Genomic DNA, 23,093 nt, shown 5'->3' with positions numbered 1-23,093 from the left:
AGGCAAACGATGGCGGAGCAGTCGACGGAGCGCCTTGGCTACGTGGTCATGGCCGTGCCGGATGTCCAGCAGTCCGCGAACTTCTACACCCGCGTGGGCCAGATGACGTTGCACGACCAGGCCGCCGGCACGGCGTTCCTCGGTGGCGGCTACGAGCATCACTGGCTGCGCCTGGAGGAGTCCACGAACCGGCAGGGACTGGTGCGGGTCGGCTTCCAGCTGGCCGGCGGGGAGTCGCTCGACAACGTCGCCGACCGCCTGGCCACCCGCGGCATCGCCCACGAGGAGTTCGGCGACCTCGACGGCGACAAGATCGACCGGGGCATCCGCTTCACCGATCCGGATGGCGTCGAGGTGGACGTCTATACCGACATGCTGTCCCGCGGCGTGAAGCCGGCTCAGGACATCGTCCACATGGACACGCTGCTGCACGCCGTGTGGTTCTCGACCGACCCGGTCGCTTCCCACGACTTCTACTCGCAGGTGCTGGGCTTCCGGGCCTCCGACTGGATCAAGCGCAACGCCGTCTTCATGCGCTCGGCGAACAACTACCACCACTCGCTCGGCATCTTCCGGGCCAGCCCGGAACGCGCGGCGAAGATGGACCACTTCTGCATCCTGGTCGACAGCATCGACGACGTGATGCGCGCGCGGAACGTGGCCCTGCGCAGCGGAGCCAAGCTCCAGAAGGACGTCCTGCGGCATGCGGCCTCCGGCTCGATCAGCGTCTACATCGCCGACCCGATGGCGGGGCTGTCGTTCGAGTTCTGCGTCGAGCACGACATCGTCGGCGCCGACCATCGCCCGCGCATCCTGGAGTCGACCCCGATCAGCCGCGACGTCTGGATGGCCGGCACGCCGAAGGAGGAGATCGCCGCCCTGACCAACGCCGCGATGGGCGTGACGTCCGGGATCAGCCGGGACGAGGAACTCGCAGCGATGGCCAACTCGCTGGCCTGACCCCGGGCGGCGGCTGTCGGCGACGGCGGGGATCGGCCGCTGGTCTGGGACGTGGTTGCGGACGCGGTGACCGCGGTCGTGGTGTCCGACGCGCGTTGCGTGGCGTTCGGGGACGCCGACGGCGGTCCGGTGCTGGTGACCGAGTCCTTTGATCGGACGACCGCATGTCACAGAGCGAAGACACGACCTGACGATGCGCGCTCGGTGTCAGCTGATGTACTCGCTGAAGCTGCCCCAGACCACATCGGGGACCATGCCGGTGGTGAGGTCGCCGTCGTTGAGGTCGTAGACCTTGCCGAACTGCTCACAGGACCGATCGCAGCACAGGTAGTGCAGGTGCCGCCAGCCGTACCCACCGATCTCGAGCCAGAAGCCGGCCTTGCGCATCGCCGCGATCGACGCCCCGTGCTCCCAGTCCGGAGCGTCCTCCTGCTCCGTGACGGCCCGCTCGTACAGGCCCGCGGTGGCCGCGAGCGCCGTGGAGAACCGGTGGACCTCCCAGCCGTACGGGTCCGGAGCACCGTTCCGGTCCAGGGTCCACAGGCCGCCACCATCGGTGCGGACGAATTCGGCGTAGTCGGCGGGGATCTCGACCGCCTCGACCGCCTCGGCACCGTGGATCGCGACGATGAGCGCGGTCAACTCGCCGGGAAGAGCGAGGGACGTCGCCCGCTCGACCGGCTTGTCGTCCCGGACGAGGCGCGGGCTGACGCTGATCATCCGCCGAGGGTACGCCTCGCGGGATGAACCCGGCCCTGGCTCCCGGACCGGCATCTGCCGCCCATGCACCCGCGGGCAGGCGGGTGTCCCGTGGGATGCTGCCGAACTTGCCGGAGTGGAAGTCGGCCGCCGTGGCGCGCGGCCGCCTCGGTCAGACGCCGAGCTCGTCGCAGAGCGCCTCATAGCGGTCGAGCGCGTCGGGCGGATGCCGGTGCGCACCCAGCCCGACGGTGTCGAACTCGTCGAGCTCACCCCGGCGCTCGACCCCGAGCTCCCGCAGCGCCGCGTTGATCCGCTCGATGCCGTCGACCCGCCGCCCGTCGGCGAACACACATGCCCACTGGCCGCCCATGCCACCGAAGTAGTCCGTCATGACGAGCGCGAACGGGTTCGCGGTCAAGGCAGCGGCGAGGCGCAGGACGACTCCTTCGCGCGGGAAGACGGCGGGGAAGCTCGCCGGCACGTCGAGCGCTTCCGTCTCGCCCAGCCGCGCCTGCCGGTACGCCGTGAAATAGTGCGTGATCGGCACCAGCCACCGGCCCTCGCCCAGCGGCACCGGCTTGACTCCCCACTCGGCCGCGGCCGCCCGATCGGGCTCCCCGGTCACGATCAACGCGGTGATGCTGTGACCCACTGGCTCAGCCTCCAGATCCTGATCTTCGTGCGTGACGGGGCGGATCCGCGAGGGATTCGCCCCGAAATGCTGCTTTCGGGCCGCGGTCAGAGCCGCTGCATCTCCCGGTCGCGCCAGGCGCTCGCCCACGAGGTCCTGCCGTTGGTGCGCAGCAGCGAGCCTTCGTAGAGCCGGGCACCGGCGGCCAGGGTGACCGCGGCCGAGATCGCGAGCACGGCCAGGGACACGAACGGCTCCCAGCCCGCGGCGTCGCCGTCGAACAGCCGGACCGGCATCGCCGTCGGCGAGGAGAACGGCACGTACGACATGATCGTCATCACCAGGGCGTTGTCCCGCAGGAAGATGACGGCGAAGAACGGCAGCATCACCACCAGCTGGACGGGCGTCGACGCGCCGCCGATGTCCTCCTGCCGGTTGACGAGCGCGCCCACGGCGGCCCAGAGGGCGGCCAGCATGACGAACCCGAAGACGAAGAACGGCACGAACCAGACCAGCGCCGGGGCCAGCACCGGCAGCAGGTCGCTGCCGCCGTCGGTGAGCTGCGCGCCGACGATCGTGACCAGCGCGATCAGCGCGACCTGGGCCAGTGCCAGGATGCCCCCGGCGAGGACCTTGCCGGCCAGCAACGCGCGGACCGGCACGGCGGCGACCAGGATCTCCACCATCCGGGTCTGCTTCTCCTCGGTGATGCTCTGCGCGATCTGCAGCCCGAACGTGAGCGAGGTGAAGAAGAACACCATCGCGAACACGAACGCCACCAGGAACCCCACCACGGGCTCGACGGCGTCCGGGTCGAGCAGCCGGACCTCGGGCTCGGTCGACAGCGCCCGGACCACGTCGCCGGGCGCGTCGGTCAAAGCCAGCACCTGGGGCCCGGCGACGACCGCGGCGTCGACGTCGCCGTCGCGGACGAGCCGCTCCGGGTCGGCCACGACGCGGACCTTGAGCCCGGCCTCGCGCAGCTTCGGTGCCAGCGACTCGTCGGCGACCGCGACGCTGGACGGGCCGCCGCCGAATATCGCCGGCAGCGCCGTCGCGCCGACCGCGAACAGCAGGAAGAACAGCGTGCTGAACACGAACGTCTTGTCGCGCAGCTTGACCTTGAGCTCGCGGCCGGCGACGAGGCGGGTCACGGCACTGGTGTTCATCGGGTGACCTCCCGGAAGATCTCGGCGAGCGAGGGCGTGACGGGGCCGAACGAGCGGACCGGGCCGCGGCTCAGGGCGTTGCGCAGGATCGTCTGGTCGTCGACGTCGCCGGCGAGGTCGAACACGGCCCGCGGGCCGTCGAGGTCGACCAGCGACACGCCGAGCTCGTCGCGCAGCCACCCGGCGTCGCCGTCCACGTGCAGCGTGTACCGCGGCTGCGCGTACGACTCCCGCAGGTGCTGGCGCGGACCGGCGGCCCGGATCTGTCCGTCGGCGATGATGACGAGGTCGTCGCAGAGGCGCTCGACGACGTCGAGCTGATGGCTCGAGAACAGCACCGGCACCCCGCGCGCGGTCCGCTCGCGCAGCACCGCCACCACGGTGTCAACCGCGAGCGGGTCGAGGCCGGAGAACGGCTCGTCCAGCACCAGGACCTCGGGCTCGTGCACGAGCGCGGCGGCGATCTGGGCGCGCTGCTGGTTGCCCAGCGACAGGTTCTCCAGCGGGTCGCCGGCGCGCTCGCCGAGGCTGAGCCGCTCGATCAGCGCCTCGGCGTTGCGTTTCGCCGTGCCGGGGCCCAGCCCGTGCAGGCGGCTCAGATAGATCAGCTGGTCACGGACCGTCATCTTGGGGTACAGACCGCGTTCTTCGGGCATGTAGCCGAAGCCCCGCCGGACCGCGCGGGTCAGCGGCGTGCCCTGCCACGTGACCATGCCCGCGTCGGCGGCGAGAACGCCCAGGATGATCCGCATCGTCGTGGTCTTGCCGGCACCGTTCGCGCCGACGAAGCCGGTCATCCGCCCGGCCACCACGTCGAAGGTGACGTCCTGCAGCACCTGCCGTTCGCCGAACCGGCGGCTGACCGCCTCGAGATGGAGCACCGTCGTCATGAAGATCACGCTATGCGGCCGGTCCATCCGTGTCGTCCGGCCGGCGGTGTACCCGCGGGGTCCGTCGCGCGGGGGACCCCGTCATCCTCCCGGGGTCACCACGCCGTGCTCGTAGGCGAACACGACGGCGGCCGTGCGGTCGCGCAGCCCGAGCTTGGTGAGCACCCGACTGACGTGTGTCTTCACCGTCGCCTCGCCCAGGTGCAGCGCGACGGCGATCTCGGCGTTGGTGGCCCCGGCGGCCAGCGCGACGAGCACCTCCTGCTCCCGCGGCGTGAGCTCGGCGAGCCGGTCGCCCCGGGTGCCGCGGCCTCCGCCCGGGCGCGCGAACGTGGCGATCACCCGGCGCGTCAGCTCCGGCGCCAGCAGCGCGTCGCCCCTGGCCAGCACGCGGATCGCGTCGATGAGCGCCTCGGGCGTGCCGTTCTTGAGAAGGAACCCGCTCGCCCCGGCGGCCAGCGCCTCGAACAGGTAGTCGTCGCGGTCGAAGGTGGTCAGGATGAGCACGGCCGGCCCCGGATCGGCCGCGGCGATCAGCCGCGTGGCGTCCAGCCCGTCCAGGCCGGGCATCTCCACATCCATGAGCACCACATCAGGTGCGGTACTGGCGGCCAGCGCCACCGCCTGCCGTCCGTCCGCCGCCTCGCCCACCACCTCCAGGTCGTCCTCCGTCTCGAGGATGACCCGGAACCCGGTCCGGACGAGGTGGTGGTCGTCGGCCAGCAACACGCGGATCACGCGTCGGCCCCGGTTCGCTGCAGGGGGAACCGGGCGCGGATCCGGAACCCGCCGTCGGTGCGGGAGCCGGTCTCCAGCACCCCGTCGTGGGCGGCGACCCGTTCCCGCATGCCGATCAGCCCGAGCCCGGCCTTCGCCGGCGCTCCCGGGGTGCCGTTGTCGGCGACGTCGACCTCCAGCTCGCCGGCCAGGTAGCGGATGCGTACGTCGAGCGACGTCGCCCCGGCGTGCTTCAGCGTGTTCGTGACCGCCTCCTGCACGATCCGGTACCCCGCCTGGGAGAGCGACTCCGGCAGGACCACTGGGTCGCCGTACACCCCCAGGGTTGTCTCGAGCCCGGCCTCCCGGGCGCTGCTGAGCAGCTCGTCGACCCGGTCCAGCCCGGCGCCGGCGGTCTGGCGCTCGCTGCCGTCGTGCCGCAGCAGGCTGAGCATGCGGCGCAGCTCGTCGACGGCCGTCCGGGCGCTCTGCTCGACCGCCGCCAGCGCCGCTCTGGCCTTGCCTGGGTCCCGCTCCAGCACGCGCCGCCCGGCCGAGGCCTGCACGCCCATGACGGACACGTGGTGGGCGACGACGTCGTGCAGCTCCCGCGCGATGCGCAGCCGCTCGCCCATCACCGCCCGCTCGCCCGCCTCGGCCTGCGACGCCCGCAGCTCCGCCGCCTGCACCTCGAGCTCGTGCTGTCGCCGCGCCGAGGTCCAGGCGGTCTCGCCGAAGAAGTACGCGAAGCCGAAGATCAGCATGTTGACCAGGATGCCGTTGATCACCACGGCCAGGATCGGCGACACCGGCCCGATGGCGTCGCGGAACGCGCCCGCCGACAACTGAGGCAGCTCGATCAGGTACCACGCGCCGAGCCAGACGAACATCGAGCCGATGAGCACGAACCGCAGCCAGATCGCCCGGCGGTGGTCCCGCGCCCAGGCGCCCAGCGTGTAGAAGACACAGAACAGCGCCCCCGAGGTGAGCTGCTGCTCCGGGGCGGCGCGGGCCTGCCCGGCGATGTACGCCGCCGACACCACCACGGCGACCACCTCGGGCCAGCGCCGGCGCCAGGCCAGCGGCAGCGTGCCGGCCATGGCCCAGAAGATCTGCTCGGCCAGCGGCGGTGGCGGCCCGAACGTGAACAACCCGGCGCTGCGCGCGAGCGTCAGGTTGAGCAGCGCGATCCCGGCGACCGCGATCCCGACGACGAGGTCCGTGCGCTGCTGCCGGGCGGTCGGCGCGGGCCGCCGCCAGTCCAGGACTTCACCGGCACTCATGCCGGCGACGATGGCACATGATCCGCGCTTCGCGCGAGTCAGGCGGGACCGGCGTTGTGCTGCCGGCAGCGGCTCTCGACCGTATCCGCTCCCATCACCACGCCTCGGTCACCGAGCTGCTCGCCGACCTCGTCAGCCGAAAGGTCGGCGAGCAGGGTGCCGGTGAACAGGCGCATGATCGCGATGTAGTCGTCCGCGGCGTCAGCGGCATCCCAGCCGGCCGGTGTGCTTCGCTGCGGACCGTGCCGTCGACGACCGGAGTCCTGCTGGTCGCCCGGACGTCCTGCGCGGAGAAGTTTCGCGCAGGAGCTGTCGGCAGGTCGAGGCGGCCGAAGGCGCCGAGGTGGTTGGCGATCAGTGCGGCGACGATGAGCATGAGCAGCTCAGTCGTCTGCTTGCTCACCCCGGTCGGCGAGGGCCGGGTCGAGCAGCACCAAGACAGTCAACGCCGCAGTATCAGCATGGCGGCCGCCGGGACACCGCAGTTGGCCACGATCAGCAGTCCGAGCGCCGCACGGAAGCGCCAGCGCACCACCGGCTCGAATCGGGACAACGCCCGTGCCAGCGCCGGGTCATCGCCCGTGACCTGCTGTTCGATCTGCCGTAGATACCACAGTTCCTCGTCGTCGAGCATCAAACCATCCGTCAGCATCTGCCGGTCATCGGACCACCAGTGATCATCGCTGCGGAATATGACGAATGTTCTGCGGGCGGACGACAGTCACAACATGTCTTCCAGGAACGACATCGGGGTGGTCGCTCTGTGTGACCGGGCGGCCGTCTGCCTCGTTGAACGTCACGCCGGTCCGCCTGCGCCGGTGCCGCTGATTCCTGCGAGGGGAAGTGCCGTCTGATGCGCCGAAGGTTCGCTGCTGTTGCCGTGCTGGTGTCCGCGCTGGTGATGGCCGCTGGGGCTGCGGTTGCCGGGCAGGCGCTGCAGGGTGTGGTGTCGCAGCAGCCGGTGGTGTGGACGCCGAACGTGCTCGACGGCGCGATCGCCGGGATGGCGGTGGTCGGTGACACCGTCGTGGTCGGCGGAAACTTCACGACCGTTGCTGACGCGGCAACCGGCAGCCGTGCCGCGCGCCGGTCGTTGTTCGCGTTCCAGCTCGGCACCGGCCGGATGCTGGACTTCGCGCCGGAGCTGAACGGCCGGGTCACGGCGGTCGCCGCCGGGCCGGGTGGGACGGTCTACGCCGCGGGCACGTTCACGAAGGTCGACGGCGATGCCTGGCCAGGCCTGGTCCAGCTGGACCTCGCCACCGGCCGCCGGGTGGCGGGGTTCACCGCCACCGCAGGCCCGGGACAGATCCGCACCATGACCTCGTCCGGTGCGTGGCTGTACGCCGGGGGCAGCTTCACCACCATCAGTGGGCAGCGCCGCGCTGGACTGGCACGGCTGTCGGCCACGACCGGCGTCGTGGACCCCGGGTTTGACCTGCGGCTGGCCCGCCGCGACGGCGGCACCGTCAAGGTCGAGTCGGTCGCCGTCACCCAGGACGGCAACCGCCTCGCCGCGGTCGGCGCGTTCGACACCGCGGCCGGCATGCCGCGTGCGCAGCTGGTGCTCGCCGACATCGGCGGCCCCGCGGCAGTGAGCGGCTGGTCGACCGACGCCTACACCCGCAAGTGCAAGACCTTGTACGACAGCTACCTGCGTGGGGTCGACTTCGCCCCGGACGGCTCCTACCTGGCCGTCGCCGCGACCGGTGGGATGGCCGGACCGGCGCTGATGTGTGACAGCGTCGCCCGGTTCGACGTCACGGGCAGCGGTGTGCACCCGCCGGTGTGGGTCAACCGCACCGGCGGCAACACCCTGTGGTCCGTCGCGGTCACCGACGCCGCCGTGTACGTCGGTGGGCACCAGCAGTGGATGGACAACCCACGCGGCCGCAAGAACGCCGGCCCGGGTGCCGTGTCGCGGCCCGGGATCGCCGCCGTCGACCCGGTCACCGGCAAGGCACTGTCATGGAACCCGACCCACAGCCGAGGTGTCGGCGTCGAGGTCCTCGTCACCTGCCCCGCCGGGCTCCTGGTCGGTTCCGACACCGACCAGCTCGGCCGCGCCTACCACGGCCGCATCGGCCTGCTCCCCGTCGTAGCGACCTGAAACGAGACGGTGCGGAGCATCGAACGGGTACGTCGGCGGCCGGGCGGCGATCGTAAACGGGCGGGCGCCTCGAGGTGAGGCGCCCGCCCGGGATGCCGATCGTCAGTTGCCGCGCAGTTCGGCGGCGGCGGCGACGAGGTGCCGCAGTGCCGCCTCGACCTCGGGGTAGCCGCGGGTCTTCAGGCCGCAGTCGGGGTTGACCCAGAGCCGTCGGGCCGGGACGGCGGTGACGGCGCGGCGCAGTGCCTCGACGACCTCGTCGTGGGACGGCACGCGGGGGGAGTGGATGTCCCAGACGCCGGGGCCCACGCCGCGGCCGTACCCGATGGCGGCGAGGTCGTCGAGGACCTCCATCTTGGAGCGGGACGCCTCGATGCTGGTCACGTCGGCGTCGAGGGCGTCGATCGCGGTGATGAACTCGCCGAACTCGGAGTAGCACAGGTGCGTGTGGATCTGCGTGCCGTCGGCGACGCCGCTCGTCGCGAGCCGGAACGAGCCGACAGCCCAGTCCAGGTACGCCTGCTGGTCCGCCTTGCGCAGCGGCAGCGTCTCCCGCAACGCCGGCTCGTCGACCTGGATGACGGTGATCCCGGCGGCCTCCAGGTCGTTGCATTCGTCGCGCAGCGCGAGGGCGACCTGGTCGGCGGTGTCGGCCAGGGGCTGGTCGGTCCGCACGAACGACCACGCCAGGATCGTCACCGGCCCGGTGAGCATGCCCTTGACGGGCTTGCTGGTCAGGGACTGCGCGTAGGTCGACCACTCGACGGTCATCGGTGCCCTGCGGGCCACGTCGCCGTAGATGATCGGTGGGCGGACGCACCGGGACCCGTACGACTGCACCCATCCGAGATCGGTGGCCGCGAAGCCGTCGAGCTGTTCGCCGAAGTACTGCACCATGTCGTTGCGTTCCGGTTCACCGTGCACGAGCACGTCGAGGCCGAGGTCCTCCTGCAGGCGGATGACGTGCTGGACCTCGTCGCGCATCCGGTCGGCGTAGCCGGCGGCGTCGAGGGTGCCTTCCCTGACCGAGGCGCGGGCCTTGCGCAGTTCGGAGGTCTGCGGGAACGACCCGATCGTCGTGGTCGGCAGGTCGGGCAGCAGCAGCCGCTCCTGCTGCACCCGGGCCCGGACGGCGTAGGGGCCCCGCTGCCGGTCCGCCGGGGTCAGCGCCTCGAGCCGGGCCCGGACCGGCGCGTCGCGCCATGCGGCCGGGATCGGCGGCAGCGCGGATAGCCCAGGATGGTGCTCTGCCCGAATGCGGTGCTCACCACAGGGGGATCCTTCCCTCGAAGTCGCGACGACCTCAGGGAAGGGGAAAGCGGGAAGACCCGGCTTCCGCCCTGACCCTCCCGAGGGGTCGCCGGCGGCGCGCACCGGTCGGTGCGCGCAGTGCGGGCAGGTCTTCGGACTTGCGGGCGCGACACCGACAGGTGCCACCTACTGGCCGTCGCTTCCCAGACCCCGCAAAGGGTCCAGTGCTTGATGACGGCGGTCGTTCCCACTCACCGCTGCGGGGCAGTCCCGGTCTCACACCGGGTTCCCTCTTACGACGCCCCGTCCTTGCGAACGGGGCGAACCAGCACTGCCGGCCATCGTACGGGTGCGCCGGCAGCACCGGAACCCCGATCAGAAGTCGTCGTCGAAGCTGACCGTGCCGGTCACCCCCACCTGGTACGCCGACACCCGGCGTTCGAAGAAGTTCGACAGCTCCTGCACGTCCTGCAGCTCCATGAACGCGAACGGGTTCCGGCTGCCGTACAGCGGTGCGATGCCGAGGGTGGCGAGTCGCCGGTCGGCGACGTGTTGCAGGTATTCGCGCATGTCGGCCAGGGACATGCCGGACACGCCCTGCTCCAGGAGGTCCGCGGCGAACTGGACCTCGCACTCCACGGCCTCGGCGAGCATCTCGCGGACCTGCGCCTCGAGGGCGGCGTCGAACAGGTCGGGTTCTTCCGCCCGTACGGTGTCGACGACGTCGAACGCGAACGCCATGTGCATCGACTCGTCGCGGAAGACCCAGTTGGTGCCGGAGGCGAGGCCGTGCAGGAGGCCGCGGGAGCGCAGGAAGTACACGTAGGCGAAGGCGCCGTAGAAGAACAGCCCTTCGATGCAGGCGGCGAAGCAGATCAGGTTGAGCAGGAACGCCCGCCGGTCGTCGCGGGTCTTCAGCTCCCGCAGGTCGCCGAGCGAGTCGATCCACCGGAAGCAGAACTCGGCCTTGCGCGCGATCGACGGGATGTTCTCCACCGCCGCGAACGCCTCGAACCGCTCGGTTTCGTCGGTGACGTAGGTGTCGAGGAGGTTCAGGTAGAACTGGACGTGGACGGCCTCCTCGAACAGTTGCCTGGAGAGGTAGAGCCGTCCTTCCGGGCTGTTGACGTGTTGGTACAGGTTGAGCACGAGGTTGTTCGCGACGATCGTGTCGCCGGTGGCGAAGAACGCGACCAGCCGGGACACGAGATGCCGTTCGGCGGGGGACAGGCGAGCCAGATCGGCGAGGTCGGAGTGCAGGTCGACCTCCTCGACGGTCCACGTGTTCTTGATCGCGTCCTTGAACCTGTCGAAGAACTGCGGGTACCGCATCGGCCGCAGCGTCAGGTCCATGCCGGGGTCGAGCAGCATCGGCCGCACGTCGGCGCTGATGCGGGGTTCGGGGATGCTGGTCACTGGCACGCCTCGCACGACTCGGGGTTCTCCAGGGAGCAGGCGAGCGCTTCGGCGTCCGGGACCGCGAGGACCTGCGCGAGCGGCTTGACCGGCGTCGCGACGGCCACGGTGGCCTGCTGGATGCGGGTCGCCGGCCGGGACCGCAGGTAGTAGGTGGTCTTCAGGCCGGCCTTCCACGCGTACAGGTACATCGAGGAGACCTTGCCGATCGTCGGTGCGCTCATGAACAGGTTCAGCGACTGCGACTGGTCGATGTAGGCGGCGCGGGCGGCGGCGAGGTCGATCAGGGCCCGTTGCGGCAGCTCCCACGCGGTGCGGTACAGCTCCCGGACGTCGGTGGGCAGGTCCGCGATGTCCTGCACCGAACCCTCGGCCCGTTTGATCTGCTCCCGGACCGCCGCCGTCCACAGCCCGCGGGCCTTGAGCTCGCGGACCAGGTACGTGTTGATCTGCAGGAACTCCCCGGACATCGTCTCGCGCTTGAAGAGGTTCGACACCTGCGGCTCGATGCACTCGTAGCAGCCGGCGATCGACGCGATCGTCGCCGTCGGCGCGATCGCGACCAGCAGCGAGTTGCGCAGGCCGGTCGCCGCGACCCGGGCCCGCAGCGCGGCCCAGCGGTCGCCTTCGGCGGGTGCGCCCCACAGGTCGGGATGCAGCTCACCATGCGCGGCGCGGGTCTCGGCGAACGCCGGGTGCGGCCCGAACCGCTCCGCCAGGTCCGCCGAGGCCTCCAGGGCGGTCAGGTAGATCTCCTCCTGCACGCGGGTCGACAGCTCCCGGGCGGCGCCGGAGTCGAACGGCAGCCGCAGCGTGAAGAACGCGTCCTGCAGGCCCATCAGCCCGAGGCCGACCGGCCGCCACCGCGGGTTCGACGCGGCCGCCTGCTGCGACGGGTAGTAGTTGATGTCGATGACCCGGTCGAGGAACACGACCGCGGTCCGGACGGTCTCGCGCAGCTTCTCCCAGTCGACACCGTCGACACCGTCGACACCGTCGACGCCGTCGGCGGTGAGGTGCGCGCCGAGGTTGATCGAGCCGAGGTTGCAGACCGCGGTCTCGGTGTCGCTGTTGACCTCGAGGATCTCGGTGCACAGGTTGGACAGGTGGATGCTGTTGCCGGGCGCCCCGGTCTGGTTCGACAGGGCGTTGGACCGGTCCTTGAACGTCATCCAGCCGTTGCCGGTCTGCGCCAGGGTGCGCATCATCCTGCCGTAGAGGTCACGGGCCTTGACGGTCTTGACCGCGTGCTTCTCGGCCGCGCGGTAGGCCTCGTCGAACTCGGCCCCGAACAGGTCCGGCAGCTCGGGTGCGTCGGACGGGTCGATCAGCGACCAGTCGCCGTCGGCCTCCACCCGGCGCATGAACTCGTCGGGGATCCAGTTCGCGAGGTTGAGGTTGTGGGTACGGCGGGACTCCTCACCCGTGTTGTCCCGCAGCTCCAGGAACTCCTCGACGTCCGGATGCCACGGCTCCAGGTAGACGCAGGCGGCACCCTTGCGGCGGCCGCCCTGGTTGACGGCGGCGACCCCGGCGTCGAGCGTCTTCAGGAACGGGACGATGCCGTTGGATCTGCCGTTGGTGCCGCGGATGAGCGCGCCCCGGCCACGCACGCGCGACCAGGAGATGCCGATCCCGCCGGAGAACTTCGACAGCTTCGCGACCTGGTGGTAGCGCTCGTAGATCGAGTCGAGCTCGTCCCTCGGCGAGTCGACGAGGAAGCACGAGGACATCTGGGTGTGCGCGGTGCCGGAGTTGAACAGCGTCGGCGAGCTCGGCAGGTACGCGAGGGACGACATCAGCCGGTAGAAGCCGATCGCCTCACCCGGCGTCTGCGACAGTCCACATGCAACTCTGAGCAGCCAGTACTGCGGCGTCTCCACGACCAGACGCGTCTGCGGATGGCGCAGCAGGTACCGGTCGGCGACGGTCCGCAGCCCGAAGTACTCGAACCGCAGGTCCCCGTCCGGGTCGACGGCGTCGTCGAGCTTGCGGGCGTTGCGGGCCACGAATCCGGCGGTGTCCTGGCTGATCAGTCCCTGCTGGTGCGCGTAGCGGATCGCCTGGCTGAAGCTGGCGACACCCTGACCGCGGACCTCCTTGTCGACGTACGCGGCGAGCAGCCGGGCCGCGAGCCGCGAGTACTGCGGCTCCTCACCGATCAGCTCCGCCGCCGTCTGGATCGACAGCTTGTCCAGCTCCGCGGTCGTCGCTCCGTCGTACAGGCCGCTGATCGTCTTCGTCGCCACCCGCAGCGGATCGACCTCGTCCAGGTCGGCGACCCACCGCTCGACGGCCTTCACGATCTTGTTGACGTCGACCGGCTCCAGGTCGCCGTTGCGCTTGCGCACCTGCATCGCGTGCCGCCGCTGCCCGCTCTCAGGGCCGGCCTGCTCCTGCGTCACCGTCATGTGTCCCCCTCGTCACCAGCTACAGAACGCCGGACGAGCGCAGGGGGAAGCCGCCACAGAAAGGCGCACGCGAGGCGCACCTGGCGATGGCGTCAGCCGTCCCACGCGGCATCCGACCACCGCACACCGGTCGGCGTGCGGTGCGCTGGCAGGTCTTCGGACTCGCGGGCAGGACCCAGGATTCACCCGGGGTCGCCTACTGGCCGTCGCTTCCCAGACCTCGCGGTCCAGTGCTTGATGACGGCGGTCGTTCCCACTTACCGCTGCGGGGCAGTCCCGGACTTCCACCGGGTTCCCTGTTGCCACGACCACCCCCGAAGGGTCGGCCGAACCAGCTGCAAGCAACACCATATATGGGTGCAGCGTTGAAAGCACAACACCAGATGCTGTGCCCGGCGTGTCGCGCCGCAGTATCACCCCTGGGTCACTTTCTGTGCTGACGCCCGTCGGCCGCATCCACCGCCAGCAGCGCGCCGTCGCGAGCACGGATGACGTACCGGCAGCACCGCGGCGGTCGATGCCGCCAGGAGATTTCCGTCCGCCGGGGTATGGACACCGAATCGCTGCCACGTGCTGCGCGCACAAGCCCCATCGGCATCGTAGGATTCGGGTCTGCTGCCGCCCGCTCGTGGCTGCGCTCGTCGGTCCGGAGGCCCGCATGGAACTGTCCGTGGCCGGCGGCATCGACCGCACGGTGGTGGCCGTCAACGGCAACCTGGACGTCGCAACCGCCGGCGAACTTCGCGAATCCCTGCACCACGCCATCGGGGACGCAGGGACGTCGCTGATCGTCGATCTCACCGGAGTGTGGTTCCTCGACTCGACCGCACTCGGCGTGCTGGTGGGCGTCCACAAACGGCTCCTCGAACGCGGCGGCGGCCTGCAGCTGGTCTGCCCGCGCGACGGGCTGCTGCGGATCTTCCGGCTGACCGGTCTGGACCGGGTGTTCGCCATCCATGCGTCGCTGACCGCAGTGCCGGCCTGACCCTCTGAGGGTCGTGACAGGAGCGCCTCGTGGAACCGCGTTGGCACCGGAAGGTTGTCGGCGGTGGCGAGCGCACGCACGTCAAGGGCGAGGCGCGTACATGATGACGGCGACGCCGATCAGGCAGATCGCGGCTCCGGCGAGGTCGTAGCGGTCGGGCCGGAACTTGTCGAACACCACCGCCCACCCCAGCGAACCGGCGACGAAGACTCCGCCGTACGCGGCCAGGATGCGGCCGAAGTTGGCGTCGGGTTGCAGGGTGGCGACGAACCCGTAGGCGCCGAGGGCGGCGATGCCGGCGCCGATCCACAGCAGGCCCTTGTGTTCGCGGACGCCCTGCCAGATGAGCCAGGCACCGCCGATCTCAGCGACCGCGGCGAGCACGAACAGCAGGATGGACCGGATGATCGTCATGGGCGTATGGCAGCACACCGGCGTGGTGCGGCCTCCAGGCGGGTGCCGCACCACGGTCTCGGTGTTCAGCAGCCGCAACCCCCGCCACCACATCCGCAGCCGGCGCCGCCGGCTACGGCAGCGCGCTGGACGTCGCGTCGCCGGTGCAGCCACCACATGCCCAGCGCGAGGACGACGAGCCCGGCGGACACCGCCAGGAGCGTCTTCTCCAGGATCGCGGCACCTGCGCCGGTGAGCACTCCGGCGGCGATGAGCAGCGGCAGGGCGCAGCAGGCGGCGCAGGCGAGCGCGGCCAACCCGCCGGTGACCTTGCTCCGCGTCGGCGGCGTGTTGTCCACCGGCGGCGTGGCGTGCAGATGACCTGCGTGCGTGGTCGGCGTCGGCAAGGGGTGGCTCATGCGGGCTCTCCGTCTGGGTGGGTGGCGGTGCCGATGGTGAGGAACGGGATCGGGCAGTCGGCGCAGGTGCAGTTCGTGAGGCTGTCGCAGCGGGCGTCGACGACTTCGCTCAGGGTGGTGCGGATGGCGGTGAGGTCCGCGATCTTCGCGTCGACCTCGGCGATCTTCTCGATGGCACGTTGCCGCAGGTCGGCGGTGGGGTGCCGGCGCTGGCCGGTGTCGAGGAGCTCGGCGACCTCGTCGAGGGTGAACCCGAGCCGCTGCGCCGCCTTGATGACGTTGAGCAGGGCAACGGTGTCCGGCGGGTACAGACGGTGCCCGCCGTTGGAGCGCGTCGGTTCGCTGAGCAGGCCGCGGCGTTCGTAGTACCGCAGCGTCTGGATGTTCACGCCGGCCTGTTCGGCGACCTCGCCGGTGCGGAGTCCTGCCTTGTCCGGGGAGATCATCATGCGGCCTTCGGCCGGCCGCACGACGGCCCGGAGCAGCACGTCACGACGTCCGCGTCGATCAGGGCCAGGTCCAGCACCGCCGGCGCGGTCACGACGTCCGCCCGGCGGACACGGTGCCGGCCCGCTCGGCGAGCGAGGTGAGCACGTCGGCGTACCGGGCCGGGACTTCGACGTCGAGCGTCAACGCCTCACCGTCGGCGATCGGTCCGGGCGTGACGGTGAAGACGAAGAACGAGCAGCACGCGGTCTCCCGGGCGGTCAGGTCGCGAACCGTCGCCTCCAGCCCGGCCGTGCCGGTCAACCGCATCCGTGCGTGCGTCGGGGTGAGGACGTCGACCGCGCGTACGGCGGTGGCGAACAGGTCGTCGAACTCGCTCAGCCGCAGCGGCCGCTCGGCGGTAGGCAGGGTGCACGCATCAGGGACCACGAACGACATGACAGGCTCCTCGTCACCGGCAGCGCCATCTCGACGCCGTCTCCCACGACGGTAAGCCTGTACCCAGGTACCGGATGCAAGCCCGACTCTGACGGTCCGCCGCCACACGGTGCCACCGGTCAGTGTGGTGCACCGCTGCCCGCTGGGCAGCAGATCGACGCGGGCGCCGCCCCTTGACCGGTGGACGACCCCGGCCGGGTGAGGCGGCCCGGGTGGCCCGCCGCAGAGGATGAAGGTTGGACGACCGCAAACGTATGGACGGAGGCGGACATGACCAGCTTTCCCTGGCATCGCCGGCAGTCACGACGGCACGACGCCGTCGACAGGGCGGCGGCCGAGCCGTTCTGGGAGGTCCTCGGGCTCGGCCTGATCACCATCGTGTTCGGCATCGCGGTCCTCGCCTGGCCGTCGAACACGCTGGCGCTGCTCGGTGCGCTGGTCGGGGTCTGGCTGATCGTCGCCGGCGCGATCCGCCTCTTCGGCGCGTTCGGTCACGACCAGACCACCAGCCGGCGCGTACTCCTGGGCGGCCTCGGCGTGCTACTGATCGTCGGCGGCATCGCCTGCCTGCGCCACGTGGCCACCGGTGTGACGGTCCTGGCCGCCATCATCGGCCTGGCCTGGCTGATCAGCGGCATCGCCGAACTGGCCATCGCGTTCCTCACCCGCGGCCGGATCCGCACCTCACTCCTGGCGATCGGTGCGGTGTCCCTGCTGGTCGGCCTGGCGTTCGTGTTCTGGCCCGGTCTGTCCCTCAGCACGACGATCCTGCTGACCGGCATCAGCGCACTGCTCATCGGCGCCGCCGAGGTGGCCTTCGCGTTCCAGCTCCGCGAACACCACGCCGCGGCGGTCCCCGCGTCAAAAGCCTCGGATCAGCGATGACCGACGCGACGGGCACCGTCGGCCCTACCGAAGATCCACCGTAGTACGCGAGGCCGGCGGCCGAGGTGGTGACGCCGCCGCTGTGGTCCTGGCCCTCGCACCAGGCCGGCTGGTCCGCAGGTGGCCGGCCACGACCAACAAGCGCGTCTCCGCGCGGGCACGTTCACCACGTCGCCTGCCGCACGACCCGCTGGCCTCGGCCCGCTGGCCGCGGCCGAGGCCGGAACAGGCCGCGCTGCCAGGTCATCCGCGCAGCGGGGCGGTGGCGAAGGTGCGCATTCCCTCGACCGGGTCGACGCCCGCCACGAAGCCGAGATCCCGTCGTGCCCGGGCGGCCGAGGCGACCACGTGGCGCACATCGCCCGCGCGGTACTCGCCCGTGACGACCGGCTCGGGGCCGTCCATCGCCGCGGCGAGCGCCCTGGCCATCGCGCCGACCGTGATCGAGACCCCCGAGGCGATGTTGTACGCGTGGAAGCCCGCCCGCGCCGAGCTGTCCACGGCCAGGAGGTTGGCCGCGGCCACGTCCGACACGTGCACGAAGTCGCGGCGCTGCCCGCCGTCCTCGAAGACCCGCGGCGGCCGCCCGGCGGCGAGGGCGGAGCGGAAGATGGCCGCGACGCCGCTGTACGGCGTGTCCCGGGGCATCCCGGGCCCGTAGACGTTGTGGTAGCGCAGCGCCGTCACCGAGCCGTCGCATGCCTCCGCCCATGCTGCGGCGAGGTGCTCCTGCGCCGCTTTCGTCGCCGCGTAGACGCTGCGCGGCCGGACCGGCGCATCCTCGTCCACCTCGCCGGAGGTCAGCGCGGTGCCGCAGGACGGGCAGGGCGGCTCGAACCGTCCGGCGTCGAGGTCCTCGGTGCGTCGTGGGGCGGGCTGCACGGAGCCGTGGACCTCGCAGCGGTACTCACCCTCGCCGTACACCACCATGGAACTCGCCAGCACCAGGCGACGCACGCCGGCGCGGGCCATCCCGGCCAGCAGCACCGCGGTGCCGAGGTCGTTGCAGCTCACGTACTCCGGCATGTCGGCCACGTCGATCCCCATCCCCACCATCGCCGCCTGGTGGACCACGACGTCCACGCCCTGCAGGCCCGCTGTGACCGCCGCGGCGTCACGGACGTCCGCGCGCAGCGCGCCCTCCGGTACCGCGGCGGCCGGGACGTGCGCGGCTGGATGCAGGACGTCGAGGACGGCGACGTCGTGCCCTCCCCCGCGAAGGGTGTCCGCGACGTGGGTGCCGATGAACCCGGCGCCGCCGGTGACCAGGATCCGCATGTCCTCAACGTAGGCTGGTCGGGGGCGGTGGGCAGGGCTATGTTCGCGCTTCGTAATGGGTGTTTCTCGGCTTGTAAGACCTTCCCGCCGAGATCGCGGATAGCGTCCGGAACATGCCTGATGTCGTACTGCCCTGCCTCAACGAGGCTGTGGCGCTGCCCTGGGTGCTGGCGCGGATGCCCGCCGGCTACCACCCGATCGTGGCCGACAACGGCTCGTCGGACGGCTCCGCTGCGATCGCCGCGGCGCATGGCGCGACCGTCGTGCACGCGTCACCGCGCGGCTTCGGCGCCGCCGCACACGCCGGCCTGACCGCCGCCGCCGCCGACGTGGTGTGCTTCATGGACGCCGACGGCTCGTTCGATCCCCGGCAGCTCCCGCTCGTCGCCGTGCCGGTGCTCGACGGCGGCTGCGACCTGATGCTGGGCCGGCGCCGCCCGACCGCGCGGGGCGCCTGGCCGCTGCACGCCCGGCTCGGCAACGCCGTGGTCGCCTGGCGGTTACGTCGTTCGGCGAAGGTGCCCGTCCACGACCTCGGCCCGATGCGCGCCGCTCGACGCGAGGCGTTGCTGGCGCTGGACCTGACCGATCGGCGCTTCGGCTACCCGCTGGAGATGGTCACCCGGGCCGCCGCCACGGGTTGGCGCATCGCCGAGGTCGACGTCGCGTACTCGCCACGGCCCGACGGTGGCCGCTCGAAGGTCACCGGCACCGTGGCCGGAACCCTCCGCGCGGTCCGCGACATGAGCCGGGTGATGACCGGATGATCCAGCTCCTGCTGCTCGCCAAGGCGCCCGTCCCCGGCCGGGTGAAGACGCGTCTGTGTCCACCATGGACGCAGCAGGAGGCCGCCCTGGTCGCGGCCGCCGCGCTTCGCGACACGATCGACGCGTTGAGCGCCGTGCCCGCGGTCGCCCGCACGCTGGTGCTGGACAACCCCTCTGGAGCGGTCGTCGACGCCCCGCCGGGCTGGCGGGTGCTCGCACAGCGCGGTGGGTCCCTGGACGAGCGGATCGCGGCGGCGTTCCTGGACGCCGCCCGGCCCGGGGTCGCCTCGCTGCTCGTCGGCATGGACACGCCACAGCTCACGCCGGAGCACCTGAACGCCGCGGCGGACGCGCTCAGCCACGGCGATGCAGTCGTCGGACCCGCCCTCGACGGCGGCTGGTGGCTGCTCGGCCTCCGCGATCCGGTCGCGGCAACGGCCGTCCGCGGCGTGCCGATGTCCACGGCGCACACCGGCGAGCACACGATGGCGGCACTGCACAGACGCGGGCTGACGGTGGCGACGACCGTCACGCTCCGCGACGTCGACACCGCGGCCGACGCCGTCGCGGTGGCCGCCGACCACCGCCACGGCCGGTTCGCCCGCGCCGTCGCGAGCCTGGACGGCGGGGTGTCGCGTTGACCGCGCCGGTGGCCGTCTACGGCGACGCGTTGCGGCGGGTCGCACGCGGTGAATCGGCCCCGCTGCGGCTCGTCGACCGGCACGGCGCGGACGTGCGGCCGCTCGACCCCACCGCGTGGTGCGAGGGACCGCGGCCGGGCGACGAGGGCCTGCTGCGACGCTGCCCCGGCGCGACCCTCGACGTCGGCTGCGGCCCTGGGCGACTCACCGCCGCCATCGTCGTGCGCGGACACCGCGCCCTCGGCGTCGACGTCAGCCCGCAGGCGGTCCGGATGGCCCGCCGCCGCGGCGTCCCGGTCCTGCACGGTGACGTGTTCGAACCGCTGCCCGACGAGGGCGGCTGGGACCGGGCGCTGCTCGCCGACGGCAACATCGGCATCGGCGGCGACCCCGAGCGGCTCCTGCGCCGCTGCCGCGAGCTGCTCACCCGGTCGGGTTCGGTGCTCGTCGAGGTCGACCCGCCCGGCGCCGGCACCTGGAGCGGGCGGCTCACCCTCATCGGCGGAGGCCGGACGAGCACGCCGTTTCCGTGGGCGTTCGTCTGCGCCGACACCATCGCCCCGATCGCCGCACGCGCCTCGCTGCGGCTCACCGAGACCTGGACGGAGGACGGCAGATGGTTCGTCTGCCTCACCCGCCCCGCGTTGTGACCGGGCTCGATCGCCGGTTCACCACCCCCGCGCGCTCGACGCGGCTGAGCGCCAACCTCGGCCTGTGCCTCGGCGTGGCGTTCCTCGTGTGCCTGGCGACCGGCCTGCTCAGCCACGCGATCCAGCACCCCCCGTCCTGGTTCCACTGGCCCGCGCGGCCGGTGCAGCTCTACCGGATCACCCAGGGCCTGCACGTCGCCGCCGGCCTGGCGTGCATCCCGCTGGTCACGGCGAAGATCTGGTCGGTGTACCCGAAACTGTTCGCGTTCCCGCCGGTCCGCGGCCTCGGCCATGCCCTCGATCGCGCTGCCGCCGGCCTGCTGTCCGCCGCCGCGGTGTTCGAGCTCGTCACCGGACTGCTGGACATCGCGTACTGGTACTCCCTCATGCCGTTCGGTTTCGTCGGCGCCCACTACTGGACCGCCTGGCTGCTCGCCGGCGCGCTGCTGCTGCACCTGGCCGCGAAGCTGCCCGCGGTGCGCCGCCGCGAGCCCGCCGAGGTCCGGCTCACGAACGACTGGACCCGCCGCGGCGTCCTCACGCTCGCCGCCACGGCGGCGGGGGTGGTCACGGTGGCAACCGTCGGTCAGACCGTGCGACCACTGCGGCGCATCTCATTGTTGTCCCCGCGGGTGCCCGGTGTCGGGCCGCAGGGCGTGCCGGTCAACAAGACCGCCGCCGCCGCACGCATCGTCAGAGCGGACGCGTCGTTCCGCCTCGTCGTCACCGGACCGGCCGGTCGCCACGCGCTGAGCCTCGCCGACCTCACAGCCCTGCCGCAGGCAACGGCCGACCTGCCGATCGCGTGCGTCGAGGGCTGGAGCTCGGGCGCGCGATGGCACGGGGTGCGGATGGCGGACCTGCTGCGGCTCGTCGGTGCGGACGGGCGTGACGACCTGCGGGTCACGGTCGATTCGCTCGAACAAACCGGCCCCTACCGCTTCTCGACCCTGGAACCCGCCGTCGCCAACGATCCGCTCACCCTTCTGGCCCTCGGGATCGGCGGCGAGCCGTTGCACCTCGACCACGGGTACCCATGCCGGCTCATCGCCCCGAACCGGCCCGGCGTCCTGCAGACCAAGTGGGTCACGGCCGTGACGGCGGCGGCCCGATGAGGGCGGCCCGGGTCCTGCTCGCGGCCGCCGGGCTGGCGGTGCTCGCCTACGGGCTGCACGGCTGGCTCACCGAGCAGCCCGGCGAGGTGCCCGGACGCCTACGGTTCCTGGCCGCGGCCGTCATCGTGCACGACTTCGTGGTCATCCCACTGATCCTCGCGGTGGGCGCGCTCACGGTGCGTTTCGTGCCGGCCGGGGTCCGCCTCCCCGTCCAGGCGGCCCTCGCCGTCAGCGCGGCCACGACCGTCGTCGCGCTGCCGTTCGTCATCGGCGCGGGCCGCCTCGCCGACAACCCGTCGGCGTTCCCGCGCTCCTACGCCACCGGCCTGACGGTCCTGCTCGCCGCGATCTGGCTGTCCGCCGGCGCGTGGATCGCCGCCCGTCTGATCCGGACCCGCCGATGACCCGCGACCGCCTCGCCGCCACCGCCGCCCTCGCGGCCACCGCGGCCGCGCTGTTCCTGCCCGGCCGCTGGTACCTCCTGGCCTGGATACCGTTCGCCGCCGGGGCCTGGTTCGTGCTGCGCCTGGACCGCCGCACCGCGCTCGCCCTCATCGTCCTGGGCGGCGCGCTCCTGCCGCTGATCGCCACCCGCCAGCCGCCGACGAGCAGCGACGACATGTACCGCTACATCTGGGACGGCCGGGTCCAGCAGGCCGGCATCGACCCGTACAGCCACCCGCCCTCCGCCCCGGAACTCGCCGGCCTCCGCGACGAATTCCTCTGGCCGCCCACCGCCAACTGGTGCGTCGCCGGCGGCTGCACCCGGATCAACCGTCCCGACGTACCGACCATCTACCCGCCCGTCGCGGAGGCCGTCTTCGCCGCCTTCGGCCGCGCCCACCGCGAGCTGCCCGTCCAGCTCACCATGGCCGCGTTCGCACTCGGCACCGCGGTGCTGCTCTGGCACGCGTTACGCCGCCTCGGCCACGACCCGCGCCGGGCGGTCCTGTGGGCGTGGTGCCCCCTCGTCGCGCTCGAGGCCGGCAACAACGCCCACGTCGACGTCGTGGCGGTGCTCCTGGCCACGGCCGCCCTCTGGCAGCTCGCCGGCGGCCGCCGCCCACTGCTCGGCGGCGTGCTGCTCGGCCTGGCCGTCGCCACCAAGCTCACCCCAGCCCTCCTCGGCCCGGCCGTCCTGCGCCGCCGCCCGGTGGCCGTCGCGCTGAGCGCCGCCGCCGCGGTCACGGCCGTGTACCTGCCGCACGTGCTCGCCGCCGGCCCGGCCGTCCTCGGATACCTGCCCGGGTACCTGCACGAGGAGGGCTACGCCGACGGCACACGCTTCGCCCTGCTCGCCTGGCTGCTGCCCGCCCCCGCCGTCGTCCCGGCCGCCGCCGTCCTGCTCGCCACGCTCGCCCTCGTCGCCTGGCGCCGCGCCGACCCGGACCGACCGTGGCACTCGGCCGCGCTCACCACCGGCGGGGCCCTGCTGGTCACCACGCCGAGCTACCCCTGGTACGCGATGCTGCTCGTCATGCTCGTCGCGTTCGGCGCGCGGACCGAGTGGCTCGCGATCGCGGTGGCCGGATACG

At 71.9% G+C, this 23,093-nt stretch carries 25 protein-coding genes, 1 pseudogene and 2 riboswitches; of the genes and pseudogenes, 10 read left to right on the top strand and 16 right to left on the bottom strand.

Annotated features, from left to right (window positions below; translation table 11 throughout):
- Positions 1–9: 9 nt before the first annotated feature.
- Positions 10–960 (top strand): VOC family protein, encoded by a 951-nt coding sequence (locus ABZS58_RS24360; protein ID WP_354785069.1) that lies wholly within the window; start codon positions 10–12, stop codon positions 958–960.
- A 207-nt stretch (positions 961–1,167) separates the two neighbouring features.
- Here ABZS58_RS24360 and ABZS58_RS24355 read toward each other — a convergent pair whose 3' ends face one another.
- The 8 genes from ABZS58_RS24355 to ABZS58_RS24320 all read right to left on the bottom strand — a co-directional run bounded on the left by ABZS58_RS24355 (position 1,168) and on the right by ABZS58_RS24320 (position 6,986).
- Positions 1,168–1,680, bottom strand: coding sequence for a hypothetical protein (locus ABZS58_RS24355; RefSeq protein WP_354785067.1), 513 nt, complete (start codon positions 1,678–1,680; stop codon positions 1,168–1,170).
- Between the two features lie 151 nt (positions 1,681–1,831).
- Positions 1,832–2,314 carry a hypothetical protein gene (locus ABZS58_RS24350; protein WP_354785065.1) on the bottom strand — a complete coding sequence of 161 codons (483 nt, stop codon included), beginning with the start codon at positions 2,312–2,314 and terminating at the stop codon, positions 1,832–1,834.
- Between the two features lie 86 nt (positions 2,315–2,400).
- A complete protein-coding gene (locus tag ABZS58_RS24345) occupies positions 2,401–3,462 on the bottom strand; it encodes an ABC transporter permease (protein WP_354785063.1) in 1,062 nt (353 codons plus the stop codon).
- A complete protein-coding gene (locus tag ABZS58_RS24340; RefSeq protein WP_354785061.1) occupies positions 3,459–4,352 on the bottom strand; it encodes an ATP-binding cassette domain-containing protein in 894 nt (297 codons plus the stop codon). Before ABZS58_RS24340 ends, ABZS58_RS24345 begins: the two co-directional genes overlap by 4 nt.
- An 81-nt stretch (positions 4,353–4,433) precedes the next feature.
- Positions 4,434–5,090 carry a response regulator transcription factor gene (locus tag ABZS58_RS24335; RefSeq protein ID WP_354785059.1) on the bottom strand — a complete coding sequence of 219 codons (657 nt, stop codon included), beginning with the start codon at positions 5,088–5,090 and terminating at the stop codon, positions 4,434–4,436.
- On the bottom strand, positions 5,087–6,352 hold the full coding sequence (locus ABZS58_RS24330; protein ID WP_354785057.1) for a sensor histidine kinase: 1,266 nt from the start codon (positions 6,350–6,352) through the stop codon (positions 5,087–5,089). The genes ABZS58_RS24335 and ABZS58_RS24330 overlap by 4 nt, the downstream gene beginning before the upstream one ends.
- A gap of 38 nt (positions 6,353–6,390) precedes the next feature.
- Positions 6,391–6,528: a hypothetical protein gene (locus ABZS58_RS24325; protein ID WP_354785055.1), complete on the bottom strand. Its 138-nt coding sequence runs from the start codon at positions 6,526–6,528 to the stop codon at positions 6,391–6,393.
- Between the two features lie 266 nt (positions 6,529–6,794).
- On the bottom strand, positions 6,795–6,986 hold the full coding sequence (locus ABZS58_RS24320; protein WP_354785053.1) for a DUF3040 domain-containing protein: 192 nt from the start codon (positions 6,984–6,986) through the stop codon (positions 6,795–6,797).
- A gap of 219 nt (positions 6,987–7,205) precedes the next feature.
- Here ABZS58_RS24320 and ABZS58_RS24315 point away from each other — a divergent pair, with 219 nt between their 5' ends.
- On the top strand, positions 7,206–8,462 hold the full coding sequence (locus ABZS58_RS24315; RefSeq protein WP_354785051.1) for a PKD domain containing protein: 1,257 nt from the start codon (positions 7,206–7,208) through the stop codon (positions 8,460–8,462).
- A 102-nt stretch (positions 8,463–8,564) separates the two neighbouring features.
- Here the strand turns inward: ABZS58_RS24315 and metE are convergent, their stop codons facing one another.
- The 3 genes from metE to ABZS58_RS24300 all read right to left on the bottom strand — a co-directional run bounded on the left by metE (position 8,565) and on the right by ABZS58_RS24300 (position 13,540).
- Entirely contained in the window at positions 8,565–9,836 is a 1,272-nt protein-coding gene (gene metE / locus ABZS58_RS24310) for a 5-methyltetrahydropteroyltriglutamate--homocysteine S-methyltransferase (protein ID WP_354785049.1), read from the bottom strand.
- Positions 9,837–9,838: 2 nt separating this feature from the next.
- Positions 9,839–10,058, bottom strand: a riboswitch (cobalamin riboswitch).
- Between the two features lie 30 nt (positions 10,059–10,088).
- Complete coding sequence (locus tag ABZS58_RS24305; RefSeq protein ID WP_354785160.1) at positions 10,089–11,084, bottom strand: ribonucleotide-diphosphate reductase subunit beta; 996 nt, start codon at positions 11,082–11,084, stop codon at positions 10,089–10,091.
- Positions 11,085–11,125: 41 nt separating this feature from the next.
- Positions 11,126–13,540 carry a ribonucleoside-diphosphate reductase subunit alpha gene (locus tag ABZS58_RS24300; RefSeq protein WP_354785047.1) on the bottom strand — a complete coding sequence of 805 codons (2,415 nt, stop codon included), beginning with the start codon at positions 13,538–13,540 and terminating at the stop codon, positions 11,126–11,128.
- A 129-nt stretch (positions 13,541–13,669) separates the two neighbouring features.
- A riboswitch (cobalamin riboswitch) is annotated at positions 13,670–13,891 on the bottom strand.
- A 307-nt stretch (positions 13,892–14,198) separates the two neighbouring features.
- Here ABZS58_RS24300 and ABZS58_RS24295 point away from each other — a divergent pair.
- Complete coding sequence (locus ABZS58_RS24295; RefSeq protein ID WP_354785045.1) at positions 14,199–14,525, top strand: STAS domain-containing protein; 327 nt, start codon at positions 14,199–14,201, stop codon at positions 14,523–14,525.
- A gap of 81 nt (positions 14,526–14,606) precedes the next feature.
- On the opposite strand, the gene ABZS58_RS24290 is transcribed toward ABZS58_RS24295, so the two are convergent.
- From ABZS58_RS24290 to ABZS58_RS24275, 4 genes are all read right to left on the bottom strand, one after another.
- Positions 14,607–14,939: a YnfA family protein gene (locus tag ABZS58_RS24290; protein ID WP_354785043.1), complete on the bottom strand. Its 333-nt coding sequence runs from the start codon at positions 14,937–14,939 to the stop codon at positions 14,607–14,609.
- A 65-nt stretch (positions 14,940–15,004) separates the two neighbouring features.
- Entirely contained in the window at positions 15,005–15,337 is a 333-nt protein-coding gene (locus ABZS58_RS24285; RefSeq protein ID WP_354785041.1) for a hypothetical protein, read from the bottom strand.
- Positions 15,334–15,783 carry a MerR family transcriptional regulator gene (locus ABZS58_RS24280; protein WP_354785158.1) on the bottom strand — a complete coding sequence of 150 codons (450 nt, stop codon included), beginning with the start codon at positions 15,781–15,783 and terminating at the stop codon, positions 15,334–15,336. The genes ABZS58_RS24285 and ABZS58_RS24280 overlap by 4 nt, the downstream gene beginning before the upstream one ends.
- A gap of 91 nt (positions 15,784–15,874) precedes the next feature.
- Positions 15,875–16,222, bottom strand: coding sequence for a hypothetical protein (locus ABZS58_RS24275; protein WP_354785039.1), 348 nt, complete (start codon positions 16,220–16,222; stop codon positions 15,875–15,877).
- Positions 16,223–16,492: 270 nt separating this feature from the next.
- Here ABZS58_RS24275 and ABZS58_RS24270 point away from each other — a divergent pair, with 270 nt between their 5' ends.
- Positions 16,493–17,107, top strand: a complete 615-nt coding sequence (locus tag ABZS58_RS24270; RefSeq protein WP_354785037.1) for a DUF308 domain-containing protein — start codon at positions 16,493–16,495, stop codon at positions 17,105–17,107.
- A gap of 243 nt (positions 17,108–17,350) precedes the next feature.
- Here ABZS58_RS24270 and ABZS58_RS24265 read toward each other — a convergent pair whose 3' ends face one another.
- Entirely contained in the window at positions 17,351–18,385 is a 1,035-nt protein-coding gene (locus ABZS58_RS24265) for an NAD-dependent epimerase/dehydratase family protein (RefSeq protein ID WP_354785035.1), read from the bottom strand.
- Between the two features lie 113 nt (positions 18,386–18,498).
- Here ABZS58_RS24265 and ABZS58_RS24260 point away from each other — a divergent pair, with 113 nt between their 5' ends.
- The 6 genes and pseudogenes from ABZS58_RS24260 to ABZS58_RS24235 form a co-directional block, all read left to right on the top strand.
- Positions 18,499–19,152, top strand: coding sequence for a glycosyltransferase family 2 protein (locus ABZS58_RS24260; protein WP_354785033.1), 654 nt, complete (start codon positions 18,499–18,501; stop codon positions 19,150–19,152).
- Positions 19,149–19,793, top strand: a complete 645-nt coding sequence (locus ABZS58_RS24255) for a TIGR04282 family arsenosugar biosynthesis glycosyltransferase (protein WP_354785031.1) — start codon at positions 19,149–19,151, stop codon at positions 19,791–19,793. The genes ABZS58_RS24260 and ABZS58_RS24255 overlap by 4 nt, the downstream gene beginning before the upstream one ends.
- Positions 19,790–20,443: a methyltransferase domain-containing protein gene (locus ABZS58_RS24250; protein ID WP_354785029.1), complete on the top strand. Its 654-nt coding sequence runs from the start codon at positions 19,790–19,792 to the stop codon at positions 20,441–20,443. Before ABZS58_RS24255 ends, ABZS58_RS24250 begins: the two co-directional genes overlap by 4 nt.
- Positions 20,410–21,558, top strand: coding sequence for a molybdopterin-dependent oxidoreductase (locus tag ABZS58_RS24245; protein ID WP_354785027.1), 1,149 nt, complete (start codon positions 20,410–20,412; stop codon positions 21,556–21,558). Before ABZS58_RS24250 ends, ABZS58_RS24245 begins: the two co-directional genes overlap by 34 nt.
- Positions 21,555–21,962 carry a hypothetical protein gene (locus ABZS58_RS24240; RefSeq protein WP_354785025.1) on the top strand — a complete coding sequence of 136 codons (408 nt, stop codon included), beginning with the start codon at positions 21,555–21,557 and terminating at the stop codon, positions 21,960–21,962. The genes ABZS58_RS24245 and ABZS58_RS24240 overlap by 4 nt, the downstream gene beginning before the upstream one ends.
- Positions 21,959–22,984: pseudogene (locus tag ABZS58_RS24235) on the top strand (glycosyltransferase 87 family protein); the annotation flags it as partial. The gene ABZS58_RS24240 and the pseudogene ABZS58_RS24235, both read left to right, overlap by 4 nt.
- Between the last annotated feature and the right edge of the window lie 109 nt (positions 22,985–23,093).

Origin of the sequence: Dactylosporangium sp. NPDC005555, from assembly GCF_040605635.1 — a bacterium.
Classification (GTDB): domain Bacteria; phylum Actinomycetota; class Actinomycetes; order Mycobacteriales; family Micromonosporaceae; genus Dactylosporangium.
Note: the sequence above shows the minus strand (reverse complement) of the source record. Positions and strands in the feature narration are given on the sequence as shown.